The sequence below is a fragment of the Thioclava sp. JM3 genome (assembly GCF_002213185.1).
Classification (GTDB): Bacteria; Pseudomonadota; Alphaproteobacteria; order Rhodobacterales; family Rhodobacteraceae; genus Thioclava; species Thioclava nitratireducens.
In genome coordinates, this window is sequence record NZ_NBOB01000013.1 from 13,035 (window position 1) to 37,491 (window position 24,457).

Below are 24,457 nucleotides of genomic sequence, written 5' to 3' on the forward strand. Positions count from 1 at the left end.
CAGCGCGACGGGCGAACACATTGTCCGACCGGCGCAAGCGGAGCGCGCCCTGAAACGAACGAGGAACACGGAAACAGCCGGTCCTTTGGGCACGATACGACCTACGAGCCCCTACATCTGCACTTTTCGAGCCGCGGCGCCGCTGGAGATGCGGGCTAATAACGGACATTCGCTGAAGCATTCAGCAACGGCAGCAACGGGCCGAACCGGTCAAAAAATAGGACGGGTCCCACCCGGCCTCGGCCTTGTTAGGCAACCTCTCCCATTCTGGGTGATCGCTGACTATTCAACAACAGGCTGAGCCCGTTTGCGCTCTGATCCGTCTGGCTCGCTTGCTTCAGTAGTGAGCTCGTGAAGGGTTTCGCCGCAAAGCTCGCGTTCGCCGATAAGCGCATTTCCTACCCGCTCCACCGCTAGGGTATTCTCACGGACCAAGTCGCATGCGCGCTGCCATGCGGTGTCCAGCCGTTTTCGGACGTGCGAACGAAGCGCGCGCGGGCTCCCAACGGTGAGAACGTCTTCAGGGCTCCACAGTAAGCCGTCGCTTCCCATTCCGTATCTATGCTCGATAGCCATGCAGAGTTCGGTTGCAAGCGCGAGGTCAGATCGATCCCCACCTCCGGATCCGTTCGACACTGTGCCGAGAAGGACGTGCTCTGCGGCTCGGCCGGCAAGGAGTGCTACGACTTGGTCTTCGATGTCAGCAAGCAGCATCGAAACGGGGGCGGGCGCACGCTCGATAAAGCCATGAAGTGGCGAAACTTGGACCCTGCGAACTGAGCCGGGACGAAGAAGATCGGCGACGACAGCGTGCCCAGCTTCGTGCATGGCGATACGCTTCAGGTCTCCTGATGTCTCTTCGCCATGCCCCAGAAACGTCCGCAGCATCGGTGCATCGAGCATTCGGCCACTGTGCCTAGCTTCGGATTTTGCCGCCCGGATCGCAGCGTCGAGCGAGGCAGGCGTGTGTCCGATGGCGACGCGCGAGAGTTCTGCGAAATCCGCGTCGGTTAACGTTCCAGCCAGCGCGTCACGCAGCATGGCTTCCAGGAAGTGACGATCAGGTAGCGGCACTTCGAGCGACACGTCGAAGCGTCCCGGTCGCAAGATCGCTGGATCAATGCGGGTAGGGTAGTTGCAGGCACCGACAAGCAGGACGCCTGGTTCGCGGGAGAGCGCATCGACTTCTTCAAGGAATGCGTTGATGACCTGGTCGCGATAGTTTCTATTGCGCGGATCACGATCTTCGCGACTGCCCACGGCGTCGATCTCGTCGATGAACATGACGCAAGGCGCCGCCGCGCGCGCCTCGGCAAAACTTTTCCGCATAGCGGCCAGCATGTGACCGAGGTGTCCTTCGGCTTGCCATTCCGCGAAACTGGTCTGCACCAAGGCGACGCCGGCGCTTTTGCCCATCGCTTGGGCAATCCAAGTCTTGCCGGTCCCGGGTGCGCCATGAAGGAGAAGCGAGCGTGTAAGTTCCGACCAGTCGACCTCTCCTGCCTTCCAGGCAGCGAGATCTCGCACCATCCGCCACGCTTCCGCGTGAACCGGAGTGCGTTTTGCCATGGCCTCAAGATCAGGTAGGACCCTTCCCGAGAAAGACTTTCCTGCGCGGTTCTCGGTGAAGCCTGCGAACCGCTCAGCGACCGCGTGGGCTGTCGGTGCACGTAGTGCAATCAACCACTGCTCGCGACTGAATTTGGCCATCGCTTCGGGCGAGGGCAGAGTGGCGCGAATTGCCTCTTCGTCGATCGCTTCCATGTCCCCGCGGCTCGCACGCAGCAGAAACATCAAAACATCCGCGTCAGGCGGTAGGAACGTGACCTGTTTGCAGGGCGGACGCAGGTAGGCATTGGGCAAATCGCGGGAGGCGATATGGGCAATGAAGAGCGGGGCACGAAGCGCGAGCCGCTCCGGGAGGAGTGCGGCCCCAACACCGCTTTCCGCGAAGAGAAGCGTTTGGTGCGGCGAGCCGCGAACGACTCTTTCGAGTGCCCAACCCGGTGGCAACATCGCGTCTTCAATGACGGACGTCAGGAATTTGATGTCATCCGTGTGGAGCCCGTGGAGAACGGTGATCGCTCCTTGAGCGAGTTGCTCGCGGAACTCGGTCTCGTTCCCGAATGCGGCCGCAAGTTGCAGGGCGATCAAGAGTTCGTTCGTCGGGATCGCGATGTCGGCCGGGTCTTCGTCAGGTTCGTCGCTGGGTCCCATTTTTTTGTCACCTTCGCCGGTGGCGCCCCTGTTCGGCGCCACGCGGTCGGAGGCTGGTGAGCGACATGATGAGTTTTCTCCAGTAGAGTTCCCCACGGTCTCCCAATCCTCAACGGGCGCGGGCCCATTGGTGTCCTCCGCGAAACTGGACTCCCATTCTCCAGGATTTCCGCATGCGCTGTCTAAGATCAGCGCATGGCGCAACCGAAGCCGGGCGATGACGTGTTCGGCGAAGGGTGCCCAAGGCGGCGCGGGGGTGATTTTGGTTCTTTTCATAAGGCAGCTCCAGGCAGAGAGGAGATGCACCCCGGCAAGAGCCGGGGTGGGAAAGGGAAGAAAGCTAGCGAGAGGTTCTTAGACCTTAACCCCGCCGCTGGCCTGCGCGAGCACGACTGCATCGAGAAGACTCTCAATCTCGGGGCGGGCCCAGGGACGATATACTTCGCCAGTCGTATTCAGGAGATGCCCGAACTCCGTTTGCGGCACGACCGCTTCGGTGAGGTGACGCGTAAGGGTGCCGTGCATTGTCTTCTCTGCGGAGCAGGCAACGCTTCCCGATTTCATTTCGACCTGTCGCAGGATCGTCACCGAAGCATCTTTGGGAATGCCGAGCTGATAGCGGTGGCGGCGCTCGGGGTCATTGCTGTAGCCCAACTTCAACACATGATCCTCGCCGTGTCGGATATCGAGGAGATAAATGACGGAAGATCGCGCAGACCAGGATGCGCCGCAGGCACCACAATCGACATGTCCACTCTGCATGTTGGCGCGTGCAACCCGTTGTTCATGGCCGCATTCGTGCCGATACATGCGGTAATTCGGGTCATTCGCAAGATCCGCGCCGAGCCGCTCCCAACCTCTCTCGATCGCTTCGTCTTCTTCGCGCGCGAGGTGGCAAATCTCGCAGCGCGCTTCCACTTCGCCTCGAGCAGCCCGTCCGACGAGCTCGAACTGTCGGCGCAAGGTGTGGCCACAGCTTGCCTCATAGAAACCGTAACTGGCGTCGGCGATGTCGTAGCCGAGGAAATTAAGACCGGCCAACCTCGCTGCTTCGCGTCGCCGAGCATCCTCACACGCTGTGCAGGCGACACTTGCGGTGCGCAGGGTGAAGAGCTTCTGTGCAACGTGCGCTCCGCATTCCTCACATTCGAGGACGACGTGGTAGCGATCGCGCACCCGGCGGTCGATGCGAAAGCCCTTGTCCATCGCGATCTCGATCCACGCGTCATGGATTTCGCCGGATACCTCGTGCCACTCCTCCGCTGGCGCGGACCGCGAACGACGCGGAATATAAAGAGGGGGGTGGTTCCCGGGAGGAATGACAAAGGGCGACTGCGGGGTGGGGGTAGAAACGTTGTGAGTCATGGTTGCCTCTGAAGTAAGCGCATAGAGACACGCGCTGCGTCTAAGAGATGGCGCAGGTCGGTCATTCTGGGCAGTGATGGACGGGAAGGGCGCTCAGGCGCGCGAGACGATGAACGAAGCGTTCTCGTCGAACAGCTCGGTCTTCAGAGGCGGGTGGCGCTCAGGCGCTTTGACGTTACCGTTGAGAGTGGTATTGGCTTGAGTAGTCATTGTCTGGTCTCCACGAAAGATCAGGGATTGGCGGTCCTCGTCGATGTTGCAACCATTGGCGAGGGCCGGTTTCGGCGTATAGCATTTGTATATACACCGAATTCTGGGACGTAAAGAGGATGTATATACAAAAATGTCGCGAGAGCCGAAGACCAAGCAAGTTAATCTCCGGATCACTCCGACCTTGAAGGATGCGGCGGATCGCGCTGCAATGGATGATCAACGGTCGCTCACATCGTTGATTGAGAAGCTTTTGACGGACTATCTCAAAGAGAACGGCTACTTGCCGAAGTAATGCGAAAGGGCGGTGGCGCGTGCAGCAGAAGCTGTATCGAGCGCAGCTTCGATTACAGGCATTGGCGTCTTCTCTTCTACCGCTTGTTCAGGATCGTTCTGTCCTCTCGACCTCAACGCGCCCGCCTATGCGTGTCGACTGAGGTTTCGGTCACTTTCGGCTGAGACCGGCCGCCAGCACGCTTCAAGCGGTGGTCTGGTGAGCGCGGCAGGTCGTGACCAAAGGTGCGAGGCGGGTGCAGATTTCACCCAAACGCTCCGTGGTAGGCGAGCCGGGTAGGGCTCACAGCTCCGGCCCCCTGTTGATCTCGGGTGGCACCTTTTCCGGGCCGCCGCCCATCGCCGTGACGACGCGTTGCAACAGGCCTGCGAAGCGGATGACCATCTTCTGGACAGTGCTGCGTTCGTCAGGCTCTGTCGCTGCGATCTGTTGCAGAAACTTCGGGGCCCGATGGAGGAACTGATCCGGTTCATTCATCTCCAGAAACCGCCCATCCTCGACCATGTCCAGCATGTCGCGCATCGTCTTGAGACCGGCCTCCGACTCCTGAAGCTTCCGCGTCGCGACCTGCTCGCGAAGCTCTGCGGCGTTCTCCCGCTCGGCAATCTCGTCTTCTTGCGCGTCGACCTTCTGTTTTCGCCGCACGAGCTTTTCGTTCTCCGTTTCGATCCGCTGCAACCTCTCCTTCAAAGTATCGACCTGTTTGCCCAACGCCTTTTCCTCTTTCTCCAACCTTTCCGCTTTTGTCTTGTTCGAAAGATCCAATTCCCGCTGTGCGGCTTCAACCTTCGCAATATGGCGTGCATGCGCCTTGCGCTCCGCATATTGCACCGTAGAGAGCCGCGCGTTCCGGGGGCCGTGGCGCAGCAGGCCACAGAGTTTGCCGACGGCCTCGTAATAGTCGTCCTGAAAGGACGCCATCGCGGCCTCATAGGCCGCCTTTTCAGAGTTCTTCTCAGTTTTGTTTTTGCGCGCCTTGTGCATGTGACGGTCATTCTCGAAGGTCCAAGTCGCGAGAGCCTCGGAGTTTTGCCGCTCGATCTCGGCGCAGCGCTCCTGCCACGCAGCGATCTGCTCCTCATAGAGGCTCATGCGCCGGGCCTGCGTCACACGGTTCTTCGACGGCTTCGGGCGCTTGGGTTTCAACGGTCGCGAAAGAGGCTCCGGACGGGGCAGGGAGGTGAGTGCCTCAGCAGGACCATGGGCGGTGCGCAATGCTGCGGCTGCGACCTTGCCCACATGCAGCTTGTTCGCGCTGAGTTTCGGATCTGTCAAATTGACGGCGAGGACGTGGATATGGACATATTTCTCGTCGAGATGCATCACCGCCGAGGCGGAGAGGTCTTCAGGCATTCTTGCCCGGAAATCCCTCAGCAGGCGATCGGCCCATGTCTCGATCTCGGCGATGATCTCTTCCGAGCCGCCAAGATACTCAGCTGAGGTGATCGGGTGGGAATGGATTTCCGTGTAGAGCGTCGGTGCGTCCGTCTTCAGCCCCCGCTCGTAGCTGCCACCGCCTTTCTTGCGCACGGTTTCCCGGATCTCGGTCCGATGCGCATCATGGAGACGACGCAGCTCAGCCGGGGCGATCAAGCCGAAGCCAGTCAGGATCTGAGGCGGGCGGGGCGTCGCGATGTGCTTGGAATATCGCTGGTCTCGCAGCGCCTCGCCGAAGACCTGATTGAGGTCGTTGTAGTGATCCTTCGTTCTCTGAACCAAGGTCGGCTTGAGGCTGTAAGTCTGAATATGGACGAACTGGTAGGCCACGGCGCACCTCTTCAATTGCGATCATGGCTGCTCATTTATACAGGCCCAGCGAAAATCCGAAACGGAATCCGGTCCTCTTGAAGCGAAGGTGGGGATAACCTAGGATGCTGATAACGTTTGCGAAATTCTATTTCGAAAACGGCCCCGGTGTGGGCTAGATACAGCGACAGACTGTAGGTAGCTAAAGCTACCATCGTCTGCCCCTTACGCCGGGGAGGCGCTCCGTCGGGTCGAAATCCGCTGGCGCGGGATCTCGACCCAACTGCGCGGATGGCACGCCATCCTTGCCAAAGCGTCGCACCAGCGCGCGACGAGATGCAAACGGCCCGCCCCGGGCGCGCGCCGCAGACAAGGCGATGTGCTGGGATGGGATCGGTGTGCTGGACCTATGCGGGGCGGGGTGGTTCGAGAGCGGCGGCGGTCAGAGCCCCATCGCGACGCCCTCGCTCGCGCGCCGGATCTCGAGCAAGGCTGGCAATCCGCCTTCGATCGCGACATCGACCGGCCGCGCGCCTGCGAAGAGCGGCCCGGCATTGGCCCGCGTCATCCAGAGGCGCGCCATCGGATCCTCGAAATAGGTGCCGAGCGCCTTGTAGATCCCGAGAACCGCCGAGAGCCGCAGCACCTGATCTTCGGTGAGGCTAATGGTCTCATCAGGATCGCGCGCCCGGCCCAAGTCAGCCTCGTTCAGCCCGACGAGCGCGGCGGCCTCCGGCGCGGACAGCCCCCATTGCGCGATGATGCGACCATAGGCCTTGAGCCCGACAGCTGCCCTCTGATCTGCGGCGGTCTCAGTCATGGGGGTGACCTCTCTCGGTGGGCGCGGTGTCGCCTGTGGACTGCGGCGCGGTCTGTGGCAGGTTCGTTGAGCCGCAGTCTGGACCGATCTCCGATCTCACGCAATCTTTGCCAAGGCCGCGCCGGTGACAGCGGCGCGTTGATCGCTCAGTCCTGAGCCAACGCATCCAGCCGCGAGATCCGCCAGTCACCCGCGTGGCCACGCTTCAGATAGGCCGCGACCAGCTGGAACCCGCTCTGCGGCCAATCGCGTGGCGTGTCGATCAGCACCAGCTCCGCGATCCCGAAGCCATGGTCCCGAAGATCCCGCAGCCGTGCCTTGGTCGTGATGTTCACGATCGGCACCAGCCAGACGATATGATCGGCCACCATCATCGCGTGCTGCGTAAACGCTCGAATCTTCGACCAGGGCGGGTTGGTGATGATCCAGTCGACCGCTGTCTCCCAGTCGAGGAAGTCACGCCCGTCTTCCACCTCGCACCAGGAGCGGTCGAGATGCTCGGGCAGTTGATCGTAGAATGCCCCCGAACCCCGCGCCGGATCGAGCATATGTCCCGAGATCCGATCGGCGAAATGCGCGATGATCGTGGCGGCGAGGGCAGGGGGCGTCATCACGCGATCCCGCTCCGGTGCGTTCCGCATTGGCACGAGCCCGGGCTTGCTGGCACGCGGTAGCTCTCTGACCGCTGTTCGAAGGCCCAGCACGCCTAAGACCCGTAGAAACGTCTCGATCCGCCCCGTCAGATCGCGTTCTAGCACATGGATGGTCGGCCGCGAGCACCCGACCCGGATAGCCAGCGCGCTCTGGCTCAGACCGGCGGCGCGCCGCCGCTCCGCCAGCGCCGGGCCGACAGCTGCACCGTCCACCCAAGACCAGCGCAGTTCGAGAACCGGCAACACCCGCGCAAGCGAGCCAATCGCGCCGCGGCCGGTCTCTAGATTGCGCAAGGCCGGGATGCTGATGCCCGCTGCTGAGGCGACAGCTGCCTGAGTGTGGCCGAGTGCGCGGCGGCGGGCGCGTAGAGGGAGGGCAGGGAGTGTCAAACTATGTTTCTGAAATTGTCGTTGGAAATGGAACGTTAGTTTTACATGGATCTAGGACTGTGCGCGAGATTGAAAGTTCGAGTGATGACCAAGGTCACCTGACCACAGACAACTTCGACGATGAAGACCATCATTGGCTGCTCTGTTTGTCCGATGCTCTCACTGATCACCAATGCTCCAGGGAGAATAGTGGAATGACTTAGGTCAGTCCTAATCAATGCTATCGAAAATCGTTATTTTAGTTAACCTGTCCCGGTTATACCGAGAAGGGACGAGGCCCTCGTGCCACTTTCGGGCAACGAAACAAACCGTTGGGGACTGCGCTGATGAAGATTGAAAACACCAATACGCTCGTCATTGGTGCGGGGCAGGCCGGGATCGCCATGAGTGAGCACCTGACGCGCCGGCGGATCGCACATATCGTCCTCGAGCGAGCGCGCATCGCCGAGTCCTGGCGCACGCGCCGTTGGGACTCGCTCGTCGCGAACGGACCGGCCTGGCATGATCGCTTTCCGAATATGGAATTCGAGGGCCACTCTCCTGACGCATTCGTCGGAAAAGAGGATGTGGCCGCTTATTTCGAGGCCTATGCTGAACGCTTTGCGGGTCAGATACGGAGCGGCGTCGAGGTGACGGCGCTCGCGCCGCTGGACGGGCGCCCGGGGTATCGCGCGGACACGTCGGAAGGAGCGATCGAGGCGCAAACCGTCGTCGTTGCGACCGGTGCCTTCCAGACACCAGTGATCCCTCCGATTGTCCCAGAAGCCGATTGGCTTAACCAGATACATTCCAGCGATTACCGAAATCCGGATGCGCTGCCGAAGGGGGCGGTGCTCGTTGTTGGAGCAGGATCTTCCGGAGCGCAGATCGCGGATGAGTTGATGCGGGCAGGGCGACGCGTCTTCCTTTCGGTGGGACCGCATGACCGGCCGCCGCGCAGCTATCGTGGCCGCGACTTCGTCTGGTGGCTGGGCGTGCTCGGGAAGTGGGACCGGCAGGCGAGCGCTCCGGGCGCCGAGCATGTCACCATCGCGGTCAGCGGAGCAAACGGGGGGCAAACGGTCGATTTCCGCAGGCTTGCCCAAAAAGGTATTATCCTTCTCGGACGCACCGAGACTTGTGCCAATGGCGTGCTTTCCTTCGCCGCGGACCTCGAACGCAACATCCGCCGTGGAGACGAGAACTACCTCGCGCTTCTCGACGAGGCAGACGCCTATGTGACGCGCAACGGACTCGACCTGCCTCCCGAGCCATCGGCCCGGGCGCTTGCCGCGATGCCGGACTGCGTGACCGATCCGCTGCAGACGCTCGACATTCGCGCGGCTGGCATTTCCACTATCATTTGGGCGACCGGTTTCGCTAACGATTACGGCTGGATGGCGGTCGATGCCTTTGACGAGGCTGGCCAGCCCGCGCATCAGCGCGGCGTGTCGCGCGCACCGGGGGTGTATTTTCTCGGCCTGCCATGGCTTTCGGGGCGCGGATCCAGCTTCATCTGGGGCGTCTGGCAGGATGCGAAATACCTCGCAGATCACATCGAGATCCAGGCCAGCTACCGTGCTTATCGTCCCGATCCCGCAGCGGCCCGCGCCGCTTCCCGCCCCGCTTGATCCGAACAGGGAAACATCATGGCTCATACCCGAATTCGCGCCTTCAACACGAAGGACACTTACCCCGAACAGAACCTCGACAATGATCTCGCGCAGGCCGTCGTGGCGCGTGGGCAGATGATCTTCCTACGAGGGCAGTGTCCGCAAGACCTCGACACCGCGAAGAATATCGATAGCCACGACCCGGTCGAGCAGACCCACAAGGTCATGCAGAACATCCGCCAGCTCATCGAAGAGGCAGGAGGCGAGATGGCGCATCTGACCAAACTTGTCGTCTACCTTACCGACGTGCGCCACCGCGAGGCCGTCTACCGGACAATGGGCGAATACATCCGCGGTGTGCATCCTGTTTGCACTGGTCTCGTAGTGGTCGCTCTTGCGCGACCCGAATGGCTGGTGGAGATTGACGCAACAGCCGTAATCCCCGACTGACCCGATTTCTGCAGCGAAACGGAGCACGCATGACCTTTTCTATAGTAGCCAGATGTGCGCAAAGCGGCCAGCTCGGCGTTGCAATATCCTCGTCTTCACCGGCGGTCGCAGCGCGCTGCGCGCGGGCGCGGGCCGACGTCGGCGCGGTCTCGTCGCAAAACGTGACCAATCCCGAGCTGGGGAAAATCATGCTGGACCGGATGGCAGCGGGCGAGGGCGCAGCGGATGCCGTGGCCGCGGCACGCGACGGCGACGATCATCCCGATTATCGCCAGCTTCTCGCAATTGACGCGCGCGGCGCGACATCGGTTCATTCGGGTCCGAAGGCCCTCGGGATATGGGCCTCCGCCGAGGGCCGCGACTGCGCCGCAGGCGGCAACATGCTGGCGGAGAATGGTATCCCGGCGAAGATGGTGGCGGCCTTCGAAGCGGCGGACGGTCCTTTCGGGGATCGCCTGATCGCGGCGATGAAGGCGGGTCTCAAAGCCGGCGGCGAAGCCGGGCCAGTGCATTCCGCGGGGCTGTTGATCGTGGACCGGCAAAGCTGGCCCTATGCCGATCTGCGGGTCGACTGGCTCGACGAGGGCTGTCCGATCACCGCGTTGTCCGATCTTTGGGCGCGCTACCGTCCGCAGGCCGACGATTACGTGACCCGCGCGTTGAACCCAGGCGCAGCACCGTCCTATGGCGTTCCGGGCGACGACTGATGCCGTTGCGGATCACGCTCCGCCAGCTCGAATACTTTATCGCTGTCTGCGATTGTGGTTCCATTACGCTCGCGGCCCAGAAGCTGAACGTCTCTTCGCCCACGATTTCCGCTGCCATTGGCCAGCTCGAGGCAGAGGTCGGCTTGATGCTCTTCAATCGGCGTCATGCCCATGGCCTGACCGTATCGCAAGTGGGGCGTCGGTTCCTAGAGGGGGCGCGGGAGGCCGTCGCACGGGCGGAGGCGCTCGGCGATCTGGCGAGCGACTTGGCCGGCACAGTGCGAGGCGACCTGCATGTAGGCTGTCTGATCACCTTCGCGCAGATCGTGCTACCGAAACTGCGCCGCAGTTTCATCGACACCTATCCCGAGGTCGTCTTCCACCAGTTCGAACGCGATCAATCTGAGATTTTTGAGCAGCTGCGGGATGCCAGGTTGGATGTGGCGATAACCTACGATCTCGACATTCCCCCCGATCTCGATTTCCAGCCATTGATCGACCTGCCGCCCGTTGCCCATTTCGCGCAGGATCATCCTCTGGCCGGGTTGCGCGAGGTGGCACCCTCGGAGCTTGTCGACCTGCCGATGATCCTACTCGATCTACCGGTGAGCACCGACTATTTCCTGTCGCTCTTCGGTGCCACGGGACAGCGCCCGCGCGTAGTGGAGCGGACGCGTGATATCGCGGTGATGCGCTCACTGGTGGCGAATAACTTCGGTTATTCCATCGCCAATATCCGGCCGATCACGGACCAAGCTCCTGACGGTGGCACGCTGCGTTTCGTGCCGATCTCGGGCGGACCTCGGTTGCTCAAGATGGGCATTCTGACGAGCCGGGGAGCGGAAACCTCCCGCACGGTCGCCGCTTTCGTCGAGCATGTCCGTGAAAATTTGAGCGATGCGAGCGAATTCAGTTTCGCGGCTGCAATGAGGTAAACCATGGAACTCTCCACCAAAGACATCCTCGCAGCGCTCGTCGGTTTTCCAACGGTCACGGACGGGCCCAACGGCGCATTAGTCGATTGGGTCGAAGACTTCCTGCAGTTGCACGGTTTCGCGACATGGCGGCTCGTGTCCGCCGATAGCCTGAAGGCGGGTCTACTTGCAAAGCGCGGGGAAGGAGACGGCGGCCTGCTCTGCTCTGCACACTCCGATGTCGTGCCGGTCGCTGGGCAAGCGTGGTCGCGAGATGCCTTTGGCCTCTTCGAGCGCGATGGCCGATATTTTGGGCGCGGCACGACCGATATGAAAGGCTTTCTTGCCTGCGTTCTAGCCGTCGTACAATCACTTAAGGTCGAAGCCCAGAGCATGCCTCTGAGCCTCGCGCTCAGCTGGGATGAGGAGATCGGTTGCCGCGGCATAGCCGAGATGATCGATACGGTAATCCCTACGCTGGGACGGCCAGACCTCTGTCTTGTTGGAGAGCCGACTTCGCTGAAGATCGTGACCGGACACAAGGGCAAGGCAAGCTACCGGGCTGTCGCGACTGGCGAGGCTGGGCACTCGGCGATGGCGCCGCAGTTTCGGAACGCGCTGCACCCGGCTGCCGACCTCGTGCAGGCGATCCGGGAGCGGCAGTCCACACTCGTGAAGGAGGGCGCGCGGGACGAGCGTTATGACCCTCCCTTCTCGACAATCCATGCCGGGGTCTTGCGTGGCGGCACCGCGTTGAACATCGTTCCGGACCGCGCTGAGCTTCTGTTTGAGATCCGCCACCTCACTGCCGAGACGCCCGAGGCGATCATGGCGGGTCTCGATGTGCCCCGCAATGTGACGATCACGCAGACAGGGAGCTACCCGGGCCTTTGCAGCAACGCAGAGCACCCGGCAATCCGCGCTTTTGCGTCTAGCCTTGCGCAGCCGGACGCCGGCACCGTCGCATTCGGCACGGAAGCGGGATTTTTCGCAAAACTCGGCCTTGCCACGATCGTCTGGGGGCCAGGCGACATGGGCGACGGTCACCAACCCGACGAATCGATTGCGATCTCCGAACTCGAGAGCTGCATACGAATTTTGCGCGCTTATCTTTCCTGTTGAAGGTGGTTCTGCAGGCCTCTTGCGGGACGGGGAGGCGGTGCGGCGCGCGTGGAATCCGCTCGTCGCGCAGTTTGACCTCCGGTTGCTCGTTTAGTCCTAGCCTAAGCCAGACTAATAGAAAAATTTCTTTCAACGAAGCAGGGGCGGCGGCATTCAGGAGAGGTCCGGAATGAACATCTCCGGGCCAGATATGGAGCCTGCGATGAACGAGAACACTCCCGTCACCATCCCTCGGATCGATCCTGTCGCCGAACTCGCCGCCAATGTGGCGGTCCCGTTCGAGCACGCCTTTGCTATGCCGAGCTCCGTCTACACCTCAAAGGAGTTTCTCGCCGTCGAAGAGGAGCGGATCTTCGCGAAGAGCTGGCTCTGCGTCGGTCGCGCTGACTCGCTCGACGGACCGGGCGCCTACTTGACGACCGAGGTTGCCGGCGAGCCGATCATCGTGCTACGCGACGCCAAGGGCGCACTGCGAGCGATGTCGAACGTCTGCCGCCACCGAATGTCGACGCTGCTGGATGGGCGTGGCACCGTGCGAGTCATCACCTGTCCTTACCACGCCTGGACTTATTCGCTCGACGGATCGCTCCGCGGCGCGCCGGCAATGGAGATGAACGGCTCTTTCTGCAAGGAAAGTTCGGGCTTGCCCTCGGTCCGCTGCGTCGATTGGAAGGGCTGGATCATGCTGACCCTCGATCCTGATCTGGCGGAGCCCTCGGAGATCTATTCCGAGGTGGACGATCTTGTCGGCTACCTTGACATGGCGAGCTATCGCGAGACGTTCCGCGAGGAGCATCGCTGGAACACCAACTGGAAGATTCTCGCCGAGAACTTCATGGAGAGCTACCACCTGCCGGTCTGCCACGCGGGTACGATCGGTGGCGCGAGCAGGCTCAAGGACATGGTCTGCCCTGAAGGTTTCGAGAATTTCAACTTTCACCACATCCTCAAAGCCGATTCCGTGCCGCTGGCACTGGCGCATCCGTCCAACACCGTCCTGGAAGGTGACGACCGCCGCCGCACGTGGCTGCTGGCGATTTACCCGTCGCTGATGATCACGCTCACCCCGGGCTATTTCTGGTATCTTTCTCTGCGTCCTGACGGGCCCGATCACGTGAAGATTCTTTATGGCGGCGGCCTCTCGCCCGATTTCCTCGCAGATCCGGACGCGGAGGCCCATCTCGCCGCTCTCAAGAAACTGCTCGACGAGGTGAACGCGGAAGACAAGGGCTGCACCGAAAAAGTCTGGAAAGGTATGCAAAGCCGCTTTGCCAAGCCCGGGCCCCTCTCGCATCTCGAACGCCCGAACTACGAATTCGCCCAGTGGCTTTCGCGAATGGTATCGACCGGCTGACGTGGACAGTGCCGGCTCCCGTGAAGAACGCCCGGCACTAATTCATAGACTCCGGTGTGCAGGTCGCCCTTGTAATCGTCGATGGGACCCTGATTACAGCCGGGTTCGTGACCCTCGAAATTCTTCTGCATGGTCAAGGCGTCCTTCGGCGTTCCCGGAGCGTTCTCGCGGAAGTACGGCTCGGGCACAGTTGAGATGGTGTCGTCGCCCAAGACCGAGTTCGAAAGCATTTCGACCGGCAGATCTATGTCTCTTGATTTTATCAAGCAAGAATGAGGTCTTAACCTTTCTCGCGCACAGCGCAGCGGGGATAGTCGTAGGCAAGAAGGTGTGTTCGTAAGCGAGGTTTACGACGCTCTGAACAGACGCCGAGCAGCGAGACGGGTTAGCGAAGCAGACCAATTCGCAGACCAAATCCCACGAGGTGTATGTAGTAGCTCCATCACTTCAAGGATCGTTTCATGCTCTCCATCGTTTTACTTGTCTTAGCAGGTCTCATGGCCGGAATGGTTAATGCGATCGCGGGTGGCGGCACGCTTCTCAGCTTTCCAGCTTTGGTCTGGCTAGGTGTCCCGCCCGTGATGGCAAATGCCACTGCGACGCTGACAGCGCTGCCGGGATATATTGGAAGTACCTGGGCGTTCCGGAACGACGTTCGTGCCGAGGGAAGTCTTGGCCTCGCAGGCGTGGTAGGGACTGCGGCTCTTGGCGGACTTACAGGGGCTGGTCTGTTGCTGATTACCTCCGGAGAAGCTTTTGTCGGCATCGTGCCGTGGCTCATCTTCGCCGCGACATTGCTCTTCGCTGCAGGGCCTCGTCTCGTGGCGATAGTGCAGGCCCGCGGCGTGAAGGTAGGACCGGTGCTTTCGGCTGTCGCGATCTTTCTCGTTTCCGGCTATGGCGGCTACTTCAACGGCGGGGTAGGAATTATGCTTCTCGCGATGTTCAGTCTCATTGGCTTTCGCAATCTCCACGGCATGAACGGTCTAAAGAATCTTCTGTCCGCCGTTCTCTCGCTGGTTTCCGTCGCAGCTTACGCGAGCGCTGGCCTGATCGCTTGGGACTCCGCTGCCGTGTTGGCCGTCTCGACCACATTGGGCGGCTATATTGGGGCGCATCAGGCGCGCAGAATCCGGCATACCGAGTATCTTCGTGGGCTGATCGTAGCGATCGGTGCGGTGTTGACGCTGGTCTTTTTCGTCATCTGACCGGCACGCCCGTCAGGGCGGGCGCGGACCGTCGTTTCACCGGCAATTCGGCGTCCGCCCGAGATCCGGAAAACGCTGGCTGCCCGGACTTGCTTTCCGTGGTGTCCGGCCCGAACATCAATGCGATCAAGGGAAGGGCGGTATGCGAACTGATAAAGAAGCGGCACGGGGACGGCTATGGCGCATAATAGAGGAAACCGCGCCCGCACCAGGAGACCGGCTTCCGCCTGAGCGGCTGTTAAAGGACCTTGTCGGATGCAGCCGCGAAACGTTGCGCGCTGCACTCCGCGCGTTCGAGGCGGAAGGTGAGGTCTGGCGGCATGTCGGACAGGGGACATTTCGGGGCCGGGCGCCGTTGTGGCGACCGGTAAAGGATACCCTTCTGCTGGAAGCGACTACGCCTGCGGATCTGATGGACGCGCGCAGACTGCTCGAACCGCAGGTCGCGGCGGCAGCGGCGATGCGACGGGAGACAGAGGACACTACTCATCTTCGCCGGTGTGTTGCTGAAGGGAAAGCGGCGCGCAACCGCGCCGAATGCGAACGGGCAGATGATGCCTTCCACCAGACTGTTGCCCGGGTGGCGTGCAACCCGGTTCTGATTGCGCTCCTACGACATTTTTCAGGCACACGTTGCCGCGCAGTCTGGCAAAGGGAATGGGATCGAACCTACCGTCGGGTCGGTGTCGAAGAGTTCACCCTTGTTCATTGTGGTCACCACGAAGAGGTGGTTGCGGCGATCGCGGACAGGGATCCCCGTGCGGCGCATCGTGCCATGGCCCATCATCTCGAAGTTGTCAGTAGCGCGATGCGAGACGCCGATCCGTAGAGACCCAGCCGGTTGAGCTGCGCTCTAACGTTAGGCATGCCGAGAACCGCCCCACCGAAGGAAGCTACATGCTGCATCTTTTCGTCTGTATCAATTATTGACCATTGCGCCAGACAGCACGTTCCGTAAGCTACCCTCGATCTGATTTCTGTTCTCGCGGGGCGTCGAAGACGATCGTCTCGCCCGGAACCACGAGATTAAAATCGATGAAGATCGCGCTTCCAAAAGCTCACGTCGGTTTTGTCGGTGTCGGCGTACTCGTTATGAACTTCGGAGCCTTGCGTGCGAACGTCTCCGATTCCTTCCGCTACTTTGACTTATGCCACCCCTTAGGATAACCCAGCCCGGAGGTGCCCCCCCGACGCAGGAAAAAGTTGACCGGGCAAGGCTCCGGAAATCCCAACGATCGAAGGGCGCGATGGCGTCTCGCCCCGATCCAGTTTTTGTCCTGAACGCCCGGACCTGTCGCTGGCGGTGTCCGGCGGCCTCCCGAGGAAGGACGCTAAATGCTTCACATTCCGGATGTGCGCCTTCTGCGTCGTCTCGCACAACCCGCGGGTGTTCTTGTCCTCGATCATCCGCTGGCGCAGCGGGGTGGTGTTCTTCTCCTCCGTGGAAATCTCCTGTCTGAAGGGGGGAAGACCCCCATCATCAGCCCGGAAAGCTCGGCCACATAGAAAAACGCGGAAATGACGGGCAACACCAGCCACGAGCGCCATCGCCGCGGAGCGGCTTAGTCCTTACGCCCTTTGTTTCCCGGGGCTGCAGGCGCAAATGGTTCACTGGAAATATTCGTTATGTCCGCCAAAATGTGGCCAGACTATCCCAACGCAACGCGGCAAGGGCCGCCTTCTTCTTGTGTCGTCCCGTAGCTCCCTTATACATACAAAACTCGCCAAGCTTTAGTCCTAGAGGTTTGCATGCCGTGGAAGGAATTCGAAAAGCACGCCGAGGCCAATTCACAGCAGATTTATCGCACGGTGATCGAGGGTGCTCCGGCAATGCTTTGGCTTGGCGATGCAGAGGGCAAATGCGTTTTCCTGAACAAGATGCAGCGCGAGTTCTGGGGCGTCGCCCTGGAGGACATTCCCGATTTCGACTGGACGAGTTCACTGCATCCCGATGAGGCCGCCCAATTGGCTGAGCCGTTTCGTGCGGCCATGGAGAACCAAACCGAGATGCAGGTTGAGGCCCGATACCGCCGGTCCGATGGCGTGTACCGGATACTCAGAACCGTCGCGCAGCCCCGCTTCTCCGACGGCGGCGAGTTCCTCGGCATGGTTGGTGTGAATACCGATGTCACCGACCAGAGGGAGAGCGAGGAACAACTGAGGCGGGCGATGGAGTCGCTCTCCCTCGCCACGAATGCTTCCCAGCTGGGATGGGGGACGTGGGACACGGGTGCCGACATCGCCGAGTGGGACGCGCGGGGCCGCGAGATCTTGGGGCTGTCACCTCATGAGACAACTGTCGAGTCGTGGCGGCAGCGCATCCACCCGGAGGACGGAGATGCGGTGCGCAGCGAACTTGAAACCTGTGTCGAGAGCGACCGCACCTTTGACGTCGTCTATCGTGTTCTTCACCCGGACGGGAAGGTGATCCGCGTGCACGGCACTGGCATCTTGCATAAGACACCAGAGGGCTTGAGAGGCACCGGCCTGGTTCGCGATGTGACCGAGCAGGCGAGGGAAGAAGAGTTCCAGAAACTTGCCATCCGAGAACTCAACCACCGGATCAAGAACTTGCTTGCCCTCGTTAATTCGCTGGTATCGCAAACCAACGCTACCGGGGACGCGGCCGACTACAAGGCCACCCTCCAAGGACGGCTACGAGCACTGGCGGCGACAGTTGGGATCTCCGCTTACGGCCCGTCGAGTAGTGCCGACTTGGAAGAGCTCGTCGAGGCGGTGTTGGGTCCTTATTCCCTCGACAGACCGGATAGTATCCGGATTTCAGGCCCCGCGGCCCGCTTGCCAGAGCGTTATGCACGGATCGTCGGCTTGGCGTTGCACGAGTTGGCCACGAACGCGGTAAAGTACGGAGCGCTCTCGTCTGCGGAAGGCCACGTCGACCTTAGCTGGACCCATGCGAGCGAGAACGGCTCTGACCGTATCCGGATAGTCTGGTCGGAGACGGGCGGCCCGATCGTGGAGGCCCCGTCGAGAAAAGGTTTCGGTTCACGTCTGTTGCAGGACCTCGTTGCGATGGAGGCCGACGCCCAGTCGGAGCTGAGATTTATCTCGACGGGCGTCCGGTACAGCCTCGATCTCCCAATAGAAAGTCCGCCTTCCGCGCCGGCGCGCGAGCAGATTGCAGAGCAGAAAGAAGCGTAAATATCCAGAGATGTTCCCGCGACTACGAAGTTATTTGCCCGGACAAGCTCCCGCCGCGCCGGAAGCTACATGGACGGCGAAACAAAGGCGCGGACCGACACCCACGGACGCACGTTCGGAGACTTATTCTGGCTCGAAGTTTTGGGCCGGGTGCCGACCGGGGAGCCATCGCGCAGACACCGGATTTCGCAGGCGCGACGGGATCGCTTGTGGCGACGCATGGCGTCGAGAGGCATAGTTGTCCGGGAATACGCGCAGGAGCCAGAGAACGTCTTCTCAGTCCACCACAACAGCGTCGGTGAATGTTGCGGCGAGCATCGGTCCTCCTATCTGATTACAGCGGTGCTGCGGACGTAAAGTGTTCTCTCGTAAGGTGCTAGAATGTAGGTGTCTCTAGTGCTCCGACGTCGCCCCCATCCTTAGCCTGGCAAACCGCCATCGGCAAAAAGGTTCGGAAAAAGCCGTTCTCGATAGTCCATCGGAAAAGCAAGTCTTACCGGCGTCTTTGGCGAAGCGGACGTCAGATACCCGGCATCGGTCAGTTTACTGAGCGTATTGCGCGCCGTGCGTTCGGAAGTCTTGAGAACAATCTGCGCCTCGCCACGCTCAAGCTTGCCATAGCGGAGGACGGCCGAGATCAGATCTGGGGCGCGCTTGTCGTCAATGGTGTCTGCGACAAGGCGTCGGTAGCGATTTTCCAGGCCTCCGAGGTCGAACAGCTTTGCGCAAAACGTGATCTGATCGAGCGTAACTTTCAGAAACCATTCGCTGAACGCCTTCAATGCTGCTTCAGACAGGTTGCCGCGTCCGTCGCGGTCTCCGCGTCTTGGACTGTCTGCAAGGTCCATCATGCGCTTGTATTCACCGCGATCAGTCAGTCCGCGAGCAAGTCCGCGGGAAACTGACCAAAGGCCTTGGCCGCCAATGCCGGCTGTCAGAGCCATGGCATGGGACATCAATCGGCTGACGCGCCCGTTTCCGTCTGGGAATGGATGGATGTAATTCAGTCGATGATGCGCCGACGCAATCGCGATGATCCGCCCGCTTGAGGACCGCGCAGCGATCTGGAAGCGCTTGTCAAAGTGTTCCATGAAAGCGGCAACGCGCGGCGAAGAAGGAGGCAGGTGACGCCCGACTGCTACTTCCTTGTCGCCGTCCTGACGCATGCGCCCGGGAATGATCGGTTCGAGTGTTCCGTCTGGGTGCTCTATGACTCGAAACTCATCAGGCATTTCGTCGTAGAAAGCCTTGTGCACCCAAGTGAGAAACTCAATGGACGTGGGGCGGGGCAGGGTGCCCTTTTGATGCATCTCGTCGATTGCCCTTTGAACGATGACATGCGCGCGCGCTTCCAGCGCAAGCGGTCGGGTCTCCTCCTCGAGTTCCGCGCCAGCGAGCGCGCGCTCGATATCTCTTGGGCGTGTGTTGTGGCCTTCAATCAAGTTCGAGTAGTAGCAGTTCATCACGCGAACGAGGTCCGCGAGCTCAGCCGCGCTGTCCGGGTGTAAGCCTTGTCCGAGGTGGGCCGCTTCCCTCTGAATGTCGACCGAAAGATCGGCAAGTTCTGCGGGGATGTGTTCCTCGAAGAAGCAAGGTTAGATTCTGCCGGGAGTTTCCAACATTTTTGCCGATCTTCTCTTTCTGCTAAGGGCCATATAGCATTGGGCCTATCCGAGATAAAGTCCAAGGGGTTGCCGATATTGATTGCCGATCTTGGAGGTTCATCCTGGCGCGTTGCTGCCTCAGCGGTCGGATGGCTGGTTCTCCGGCAAGTCGAAGAGTGCCCGTTATTTGAGCACAGTAGAACCTTTTGAAGCGACATTGGGCGCCACCGCTCCTCTCCACAATCCTGTCCCCAGATTCTGGGGATAACTGCGGTGGTGCCGCAGGTCAGCTGCCGCCGCAGACCTCGTGTCTACCGCCTCAATGTGTTCTTGGATCCGATCTATCCTTATCTGATCTCGACAGGAGTTTGTCCTGGATGACCGCGAGCGCGCTTGAAAGAGAGCTTGCCTCTCTCGAAGAGTTCGAGGCTTTGAGCGCGACATAAGTGCCGTTCGCAATATTCTTGGCCGCCAGCGCGAGGCGTTCGACGGGGTGGAGCAACAGCTTCAGGAACAGTAAGGTGCCGGCCAAAATAGAGATCGCAGCTATTGCGATGGCAGAGAGGACGACCCAGGTCAAAGCGGGCAGATCGCTCTCCAGTTGATTTTGACGAAGCACTACGAAAACCGGCCACTCCAGACCGGGTAGGCTGGTTCGGAAGAAATCAGGGGCGAGGGCATAGGTGGCCCCGTCTTTTCCTCCGACAAGCTGGAAAGCGCCGGAAGACTTGTTGTGCAAGCTCCCATTCGCGGTCAGGCTCTCGGGCAAAGTTGTAGGCTCCGAGCGGGTATCAATGACTGACTTCCCGTCGTTATCCTGAACGATCACGTCGATGCCGATGTCTTTGCTCGCCCTGAGAAGAAAAGTGCGCACCCATTCAATTCGCAAACGGTAGTCGAGAACGCCTGCCACTTGGCCCCGCGCACCGCGAACCCGCGCGGACAAATCCAGATATCCCTCGGGGGTGCCGACCGTCGCATCATTTCCGGCGTCGGTATTCACGTTGACGGAGGGACCCTGAAGACCATCCAGGAACCATCGCCGAGCGCTGACGTCGCTCCCTTCCTCGCTACTGTCCGATGCTGACTGGATGGTGCCGTCGAGCGACGCGAACCCTACCCACGCGACTTGATCACTGGCCCTCATAGCGGCGGCTAAGAAGGGTCTCTTCTCATCAGGCGGTGCGAAGCTGATGGCGTCTGCGACGGCATGAAGGCTACCCCATTCCCTTGTCAGGGCAGTATTGAAGCTTATTGCGACCGCATCGGCGCCACGGAGCAAAAGCTTATGCTCAGCGGATGTCCGGAAGTTGAGCGCCTGATCAGACAAGATTTTAGCGACAAAGATGGACGTCGCCAGAACGCAGAGAGCCATCGCTATCGCGGTGCGCCGGAAGATACCCGGCAAGCCCTCGGTTCGATGAACGTTCATTCTCCAATCCTTACTCGGGTCAAAGGTCGAAAACAAAGAAACTCGTAAACCCGGCGTTGAGATGCATATGGATTAGTTGTTTCAATATCGGATTATCGTACTATTCTCCCAATTTGGGATGTTAGGGTCAACGAACCATGGCGTTTTGCGGACGAGCCGCACTGAGCCTCAAAAGACTGCTCCGATCGCGCAGGAGCCTTACCTGAACTTCTTAAAGATCACCCGTGCGCCATGCTGGATCGCAACTTCCATGCCAGGTAACGCCTCCTTGGAGTCAAAGGCAGGCTTTGCGGCGCCAAAATCATCAAACTCTTCGTCGCTGACGATTTTCCCGCTCGCATCGCGTATGACGACACGGTGAGGAACATAGACCTTACCCACGGCACTCCACTTTCTTAGGCTGTTTCATCTCTGTCATTACCGTCGTTATGGTAGCTCGAAGCTTTTTTCGATCTCATGCATGCCAACTGGGCCGCCATAGCGGAATAGGCGCTGCTCAGCCTCCTGCCAAACGTCAAATGGTTGCTCGGCGTTCACCGTGATGACGCCGGTTGGTTGAGAGAAGCGTTGCAGGACACGTCGCCCCAAATTGCCGCTGATCCTCATGACCCGCGATGAGCACGTATCGCGCCGGATGGCGCTAGTTTGGGGCATGCGGTCTATGCAGGAACCTTCGATCAGCGACTACAACTCTATGGTCTCCACCGCGAAAGACGAATGCGCGCGCCTTTTGTCCCCGGCGATCGGAGATACGATGGTTGTCCTGTCGGGGTCACCTTTTGGCAAGGTCGGCAGCACCAACAACATTCGTGTCGCGACGTTTCGATAAGGGAGCCCTAGGGTCAGGATTCATAACCAGTAGATGACGAGAGCCGCTAGGGCGATGGCGGAGAGGAAGACCTTCGGAGATCGGTCATAGCGGGTCGCCACACGCCTCCAGTCTTTGAGCCTACCGAACATTATCTCGATCCGGTTACGGCGCTTGTAGCGGCGTTTGTCATATTTGATGGGCGTCTTGCGTTGCTTTCGGCCCGGGATGCAGGCGCGTATCCCTTTGTCCTGCAACGCGTCTCGGAACCAGTCGGCGTCATAGCCGCGGTCCCCGAGCAACCAGTCGACCTTGGGTAGGCTGCTCAGTAGCGCCCGCGCACCGATGTAGTCGCTGACCTGCCCAGCGGTGACGAACAGGCTGAGCGGTCGCCCTTGGCTGTCGCAGATGGCATGCAGTTTGGTATTCATGCCGCCCTTGGTTCGCCCGATCAGGCGACCGCGCCCCCCTTTTTCGCGGCCAGGCTGGTCGCGGTGCGGTGTGCCTTCAGGTAGGTCGCGTCGATCATCACGGTCTTTTTCTCGCCGTGTTCGGCAGCTAGGCCGGCCATCATCTGGGCGAAGATGCCTTTCTCGCTCCAACGCTTCCACCGGCTGTAGAGCGTTTTGTGCGGGCCATAGGCGGCAGGAGCATCACGCCAACGCAAGCCATTGCGATTGACGAAGATAATCCCGCTCAGCACCCGTCTGTCATCGACCCGCGGCTTGCCGTGCGACTTCGGGAAGAAAGGGGAAAGCTTGGCCATCTGCTCGTCGGTCAGCCAGAAAAGATCGCTCACGTCACCGCTCCGTTTTCGGAGCCGTGAATCACGCGACGCAACAGAAATCAATGCATCCTGACCCTAGTTCCGGCCAGAACGACATCGAAATATCGGTTCTTTTCCAGCGGCTTGAAACCGCCAAGATCATAGGCCTCCGGGTTTTCCGAAAACACCCGGCGCGAGCGCATGTTGGGCAGGTCGTAGACAGAGGCTGTGGTCAGACCCTTACCGACATCGGCGTTGAGCCCATCCAGCAGGTAGGCAAAAACCTGACGGGCGGCATCGGCGCCAGCGGCCAGCTTGAAGAGATGTGCGGTATCCATCGGCATCACGCGGCCTTCATGAAGTTACGGGCTACGCGGCCGGATTTCACGACCATGCGCAGAGTTTCCTCGGGGCGGCCCAGAAGGGTGACATCAGCAAAGGGATCGCCATCCACCACGATGAAATCAGCACGAGCGCCCTCAGCGATCACGCCGATTTCGCCGTCGCGCATGCAGGCCATTGCGCCGATCTGGGTGACCGAGCGCAAGATTTCTGCGGGCGAGAGAACCTTGGCCAGGATGTCGAACTCCATTCCGCCGTATTTGCGCAGCTTGCCCAGCAGGTCGGTGCCGAAGGCCATGGGCAACCCGGCGTCGCGCATGATCGCCAGAGACTCCAGCCCCTTGTCACGCACGATGTCGATCTTGGCCTGCTCGGAGGCACCCAAGCCCAAGGCCGCTCCCTCCAGTTTTAGCCCCTCGTAGGCAACCAGCGTGGGCACGGCGAAACAGCCTGCTTCGGCGGCCATCTTGGCCGTTTCGGCGGTGATCAGATTGCAATGCTCAAGGGACTTCACACCCAACTCGACACAGCGGCGGATCGCCTTGTCGTGGTAGACGTGGGCAGAGACATAGGTGTTGGCATTCTCGGCTTCCTCAACCATTGCGAGGATCTCGTCCCGAGAATATTGGATGGAGTCGATGGGGTCGTTGGGCGAGGAGACGCCTCCATTGGCCATGACCTTGATGAATTTGGCGCCTTCCTTGAGCATCTTACGGCAGGTGAAGCGGATGTTGTCCACGCCATCCACTAGCACGCCCATGTTTGCCAGTCGCCAGCCCATTGCGTCAGGGCGGATGTCGGTGCGAGCGCGCAAATCGGTATGACCGCCGGTCATCGAAAGGCCCTTGCCGCAGATGACAAGGTCCGGACCATCGACCAGCCCGTCCTCAACTGCCCGCACTAGACCCAAATCCGCTCCGCCGAGGTCGCGTACGGTGGTGAACCCGCGATCTAGCAGCTCCTCCATGATCTTAGCTGCACGCAGGGCCGCAAGGGAATCGGGGGCCGTGACGTTGCCCCAGAGGTCCAGGGAATGGGCGACGACATGAAAGTGGCTGTCGATCAATCCAGGCATCAGGGTTCGGCCGCCAAGGTCGACCACTTTCGCGCTCTCGGGTGCGGGGTGGCCGATGCTGTCGATCCGGTCGCCTTTCACCACAACAGTGGTGATTTGCCCCAGGCGTTCTGCATCCAGGTCGAGCAAGCGGGCGTTCGTATAGGCGGTCAGGGTCATGTTGATGCATCCAGCTTGTTTGGGCGAACCAGTGCTGCCAGTCGATGGGGGGCAGCGGGCACATAA

Annotated in this window: 20 protein-coding genes and 1 pseudogene; 10 read left to right on the plus strand and 11 right to left on the minus strand. The window is 60.5% G+C overall.

Annotated features, from left to right (window positions below; all coding sequences use genetic code 11):
• Positions 1–282: 282 nt before the first annotated feature.
• The 5 genes from B6V73_RS18245 to B6V73_RS18265 all read right to left on the minus strand — a co-directional run bounded on the left by B6V73_RS18245 (position 283) and on the right by B6V73_RS18265 (position 7,696).
• Positions 283–2,493, minus strand: coding sequence for an AAA family ATPase (locus tag B6V73_RS18245; protein WP_088726051.1), 2,211 nt, complete (start codon positions 2,491–2,493; stop codon positions 283–285).
• Between the two features lie 78 nt (positions 2,494–2,571).
• Positions 2,572–3,582 carry a hypothetical protein gene (locus B6V73_RS18250; RefSeq protein ID WP_141104873.1) on the minus strand — a complete coding sequence of 337 codons (1,011 nt, stop codon included), beginning with the start codon at positions 3,580–3,582 and terminating at the stop codon, positions 2,572–2,574.
• Positions 3,583–4,369: 787 nt separating this feature from the next.
• Positions 4,370–5,854: a Mob protein gene (locus B6V73_RS18255; RefSeq protein ID WP_088726053.1), complete on the minus strand. Its 1,485-nt coding sequence runs from the start codon at positions 5,852–5,854 to the stop codon at positions 4,370–4,372.
• A gap of 421 nt (positions 5,855–6,275) precedes the next feature.
• Positions 6,276–6,653, minus strand: coding sequence for an antitoxin Xre-like helix-turn-helix domain-containing protein (locus B6V73_RS18260; RefSeq protein WP_088726054.1), 378 nt, complete (start codon positions 6,651–6,653; stop codon positions 6,276–6,278).
• A gap of 146 nt (positions 6,654–6,799) precedes the next feature.
• Complete coding sequence (locus B6V73_RS18265; protein WP_088726055.1) at positions 6,800–7,696, minus strand: helix-turn-helix transcriptional regulator; 897 nt, start codon at positions 7,694–7,696, stop codon at positions 6,800–6,802.
• A gap of 326 nt (positions 7,697–8,022) precedes the next feature.
• Between B6V73_RS18265 and B6V73_RS18270 the strand changes: the two genes are divergently transcribed.
• From B6V73_RS18270 to B6V73_RS18315, 9 genes are all read left to right on the plus strand, one after another.
• Positions 8,023–9,306, plus strand: coding sequence for an NAD(P)/FAD-dependent oxidoreductase (locus B6V73_RS18270; protein WP_088726080.1), 1,284 nt, complete (start codon positions 8,023–8,025; stop codon positions 9,304–9,306).
• 18 nt (positions 9,307–9,324) lie between these two features.
• Positions 9,325–9,738 (plus strand): RidA family protein, encoded by a 414-nt coding sequence (locus tag B6V73_RS18275; RefSeq protein WP_088726056.1) that lies wholly within the window; start codon positions 9,325–9,327, stop codon positions 9,736–9,738.
• Positions 9,739–9,767: 29 nt separating this feature from the next.
• Positions 9,768–10,445, plus strand: a complete 678-nt coding sequence (locus tag B6V73_RS18280; RefSeq protein WP_038145400.1) for a DUF1028 domain-containing protein — start codon at positions 9,768–9,770, stop codon at positions 10,443–10,445.
• Positions 10,445–11,380 (plus strand): LysR family transcriptional regulator, encoded by a 936-nt coding sequence (locus B6V73_RS18285; protein WP_088726057.1) that lies wholly within the window; start codon positions 10,445–10,447, stop codon positions 11,378–11,380. Before B6V73_RS18280 ends, B6V73_RS18285 begins: the two co-directional genes overlap by 1 nt.
• 3 nt (positions 11,381–11,383) lie before the next feature.
• Positions 11,384–12,481, plus strand: coding sequence for an acetylornithine deacetylase (gene argE, locus B6V73_RS18290; RefSeq protein WP_088726058.1), 1,098 nt, complete (start codon positions 11,384–11,386; stop codon positions 12,479–12,481).
• A gap of 226 nt (positions 12,482–12,707) precedes the next feature.
• Positions 12,708–13,835 carry an SRPBCC family protein gene (locus B6V73_RS18295; protein ID WP_088726081.1) on the plus strand — a complete coding sequence of 376 codons (1,128 nt, stop codon included), beginning with the start codon at positions 12,708–12,710 and terminating at the stop codon, positions 13,833–13,835.
• Between the two features lie 461 nt (positions 13,836–14,296).
• Positions 14,297–15,043, plus strand: a complete 747-nt coding sequence (locus B6V73_RS18300; protein WP_088726059.1) for a sulfite exporter TauE/SafE family protein — start codon at positions 14,297–14,299, stop codon at positions 15,041–15,043.
• Positions 15,044–15,185: 142 nt separating this feature from the next.
• On the plus strand, positions 15,186–15,872 hold the full coding sequence (locus B6V73_RS18305) for an FCD domain-containing protein (protein WP_088726060.1): 687 nt from the start codon (positions 15,186–15,188) through the stop codon (positions 15,870–15,872).
• A gap of 920 nt (positions 15,873–16,792) precedes the next feature.
• Positions 16,793–18,205, plus strand: coding sequence for a sensor histidine kinase (locus tag B6V73_RS18315; RefSeq protein WP_088726062.1), 1,413 nt, complete (start codon positions 16,793–16,795; stop codon positions 18,203–18,205).
• A gap of 419 nt (positions 18,206–18,624) precedes the next feature.
• Here B6V73_RS18315 and B6V73_RS18320 read toward each other — a convergent pair whose 3' ends face one another.
• The 3 genes from B6V73_RS18320 to B6V73_RS18330 all read right to left on the minus strand — a co-directional run bounded on the left by B6V73_RS18320 (position 18,625) and on the right by B6V73_RS18330 (position 21,622).
• Positions 18,625–19,779, minus strand: coding sequence for a Fic family protein (locus B6V73_RS18320; RefSeq protein WP_240504180.1), 1,155 nt, complete (start codon positions 19,777–19,779; stop codon positions 18,625–18,627).
• 349 nt (positions 19,780–20,128) lie between these two features.
• The gene (locus B6V73_RS18325; RefSeq protein ID WP_088726063.1) at positions 20,129–21,241 is read right to left on the minus strand and encodes a cache domain-containing protein; all 1,113 of its coding nucleotides are present in this window, start codon (positions 21,239–21,241) and stop codon (positions 20,129–20,131) included.
• Between the two features lie 198 nt (positions 21,242–21,439).
• A complete protein-coding gene (locus tag B6V73_RS18330; RefSeq protein ID WP_088726064.1) occupies positions 21,440–21,622 on the minus strand; it encodes a hypothetical protein in 183 nt (60 codons plus the stop codon).
• A gap of 108 nt (positions 21,623–21,730) precedes the next feature.
• Between B6V73_RS18330 and B6V73_RS20570 the strand changes: the two are divergent.
• Positions 21,731–21,817: pseudogene (locus B6V73_RS20570) on the plus strand (IS5/IS1182 family transposase); the annotation flags it as partial.
• Positions 21,818–22,090: 273 nt separating this feature from the next.
• Here B6V73_RS20570 and B6V73_RS18340 read toward each other — a convergent pair.
• The 3 genes from B6V73_RS18340 to B6V73_RS18350 all read right to left on the minus strand — a co-directional run bounded on the left by B6V73_RS18340 (position 22,091) and on the right by B6V73_RS18350 (position 24,391).
• Positions 22,091–22,848, minus strand: a protein-coding gene (locus B6V73_RS18340; RefSeq protein ID WP_088726066.1) for an IS5 family transposase whose coding sequence is annotated in 2 segments (ribosomal slippage) — positions 22,091–22,524 and positions 22,524–22,848 — 759 coding nt in all. Because the reading frame shifts where the segments join, the coding sequence is not laid out codon by codon here.
• A 47-nt stretch (positions 22,849–22,895) separates the two neighbouring features.
• The gene (locus B6V73_RS18345) at positions 22,896–23,159 is read right to left on the minus strand and encodes a hypothetical protein (RefSeq protein ID WP_199224681.1); all 264 of its coding nucleotides are present in this window, start codon (positions 23,157–23,159) and stop codon (positions 22,896–22,898) included.
• Positions 23,159–24,391 (minus strand): amidohydrolase family protein, encoded by a 1,233-nt coding sequence (locus B6V73_RS18350; RefSeq protein ID WP_075777648.1) that lies wholly within the window; start codon positions 24,389–24,391, stop codon positions 23,159–23,161. Before B6V73_RS18350 ends, B6V73_RS18345 begins: the two co-directional genes overlap by 1 nt.
• Positions 24,392–24,457: the final 66 nt, after the last annotated feature.

Bases quoted from the DNA above. Each gene is read 5' to 3' on its own strand.
- B6V73_RS18245 (WP_088726051.1), bottom strand. From the start codon at position 2,493: ATGAAAAGAACCAAAATCACCCCCGCGCCGCCTTGGGCACCCTTCGCC.
- B6V73_RS18250 (WP_141104873.1), bottom strand. From the start codon at position 3,582: ATGACTCACAACGTTTCTACCCCCACCCCGCAGTCGCCCTTTGTCATT.
- B6V73_RS18260 (WP_088726054.1), bottom strand. From the start codon at position 6,653: ATGACTGAGACCGCCGCAGATCAGAGGGCAGCTGTCGGGCTCAAGGCC.
- B6V73_RS18270 (WP_088726080.1), top strand. From the start codon at position 8,023: ATGAAGATTGAAAACACCAATACGCTCGTCATTGGTGCGGGGCAGGCC.
- B6V73_RS18275 (WP_088726056.1), top strand. From the start codon at position 9,325: ATGGCTCATACCCGAATTCGCGCCTTCAACACGAAGGACACTTACCCC.
- B6V73_RS18280 (WP_038145400.1), top strand. From the start codon at position 9,768: ATGACCTTTTCTATAGTAGCCAGATGTGCGCAAAGCGGCCAGCTCGGC.
- B6V73_RS18285 (WP_088726057.1), top strand. From the start codon at position 10,445: ATGCCGTTGCGGATCACGCTCCGCCAGCTCGAATACTTTATCGCTGTC.
- argE (WP_088726058.1), top strand. From the start codon at position 11,384: ATGGAACTCTCCACCAAAGACATCCTCGCAGCGCTCGTCGGTTTTCCA.
- B6V73_RS18300 (WP_088726059.1), top strand. From the start codon at position 14,297: ATGCTCTCCATCGTTTTACTTGTCTTAGCAGGTCTCATGGCCGGAATG.
- B6V73_RS18305 (WP_088726060.1), top strand. From the start codon at position 15,186: ATGCGAACTGATAAAGAAGCGGCACGGGGACGGCTATGGCGCATAATA.
- B6V73_RS18315 (WP_088726062.1), top strand. From the start codon at position 16,793: ATGCCGTGGAAGGAATTCGAAAAGCACGCCGAGGCCAATTCACAGCAG.
- B6V73_RS18325 (WP_088726063.1), bottom strand. From the start codon at position 21,241: ATGAACGTTCATCGAACCGAGGGCTTGCCGGGTATCTTCCGGCGCACC.
- B6V73_RS18345 (WP_199224681.1), bottom strand. From the start codon at position 23,159: ATGCCGATGGATACCGCACATCTCTTCAAGCTGGCCGCTGGCGCCGAT.
- B6V73_RS18350 (WP_075777648.1), bottom strand. From the start codon at position 24,391: ATGACCCTGACCGCCTATACGAACGCCCGCTTGCTCGACCTGGATGCA.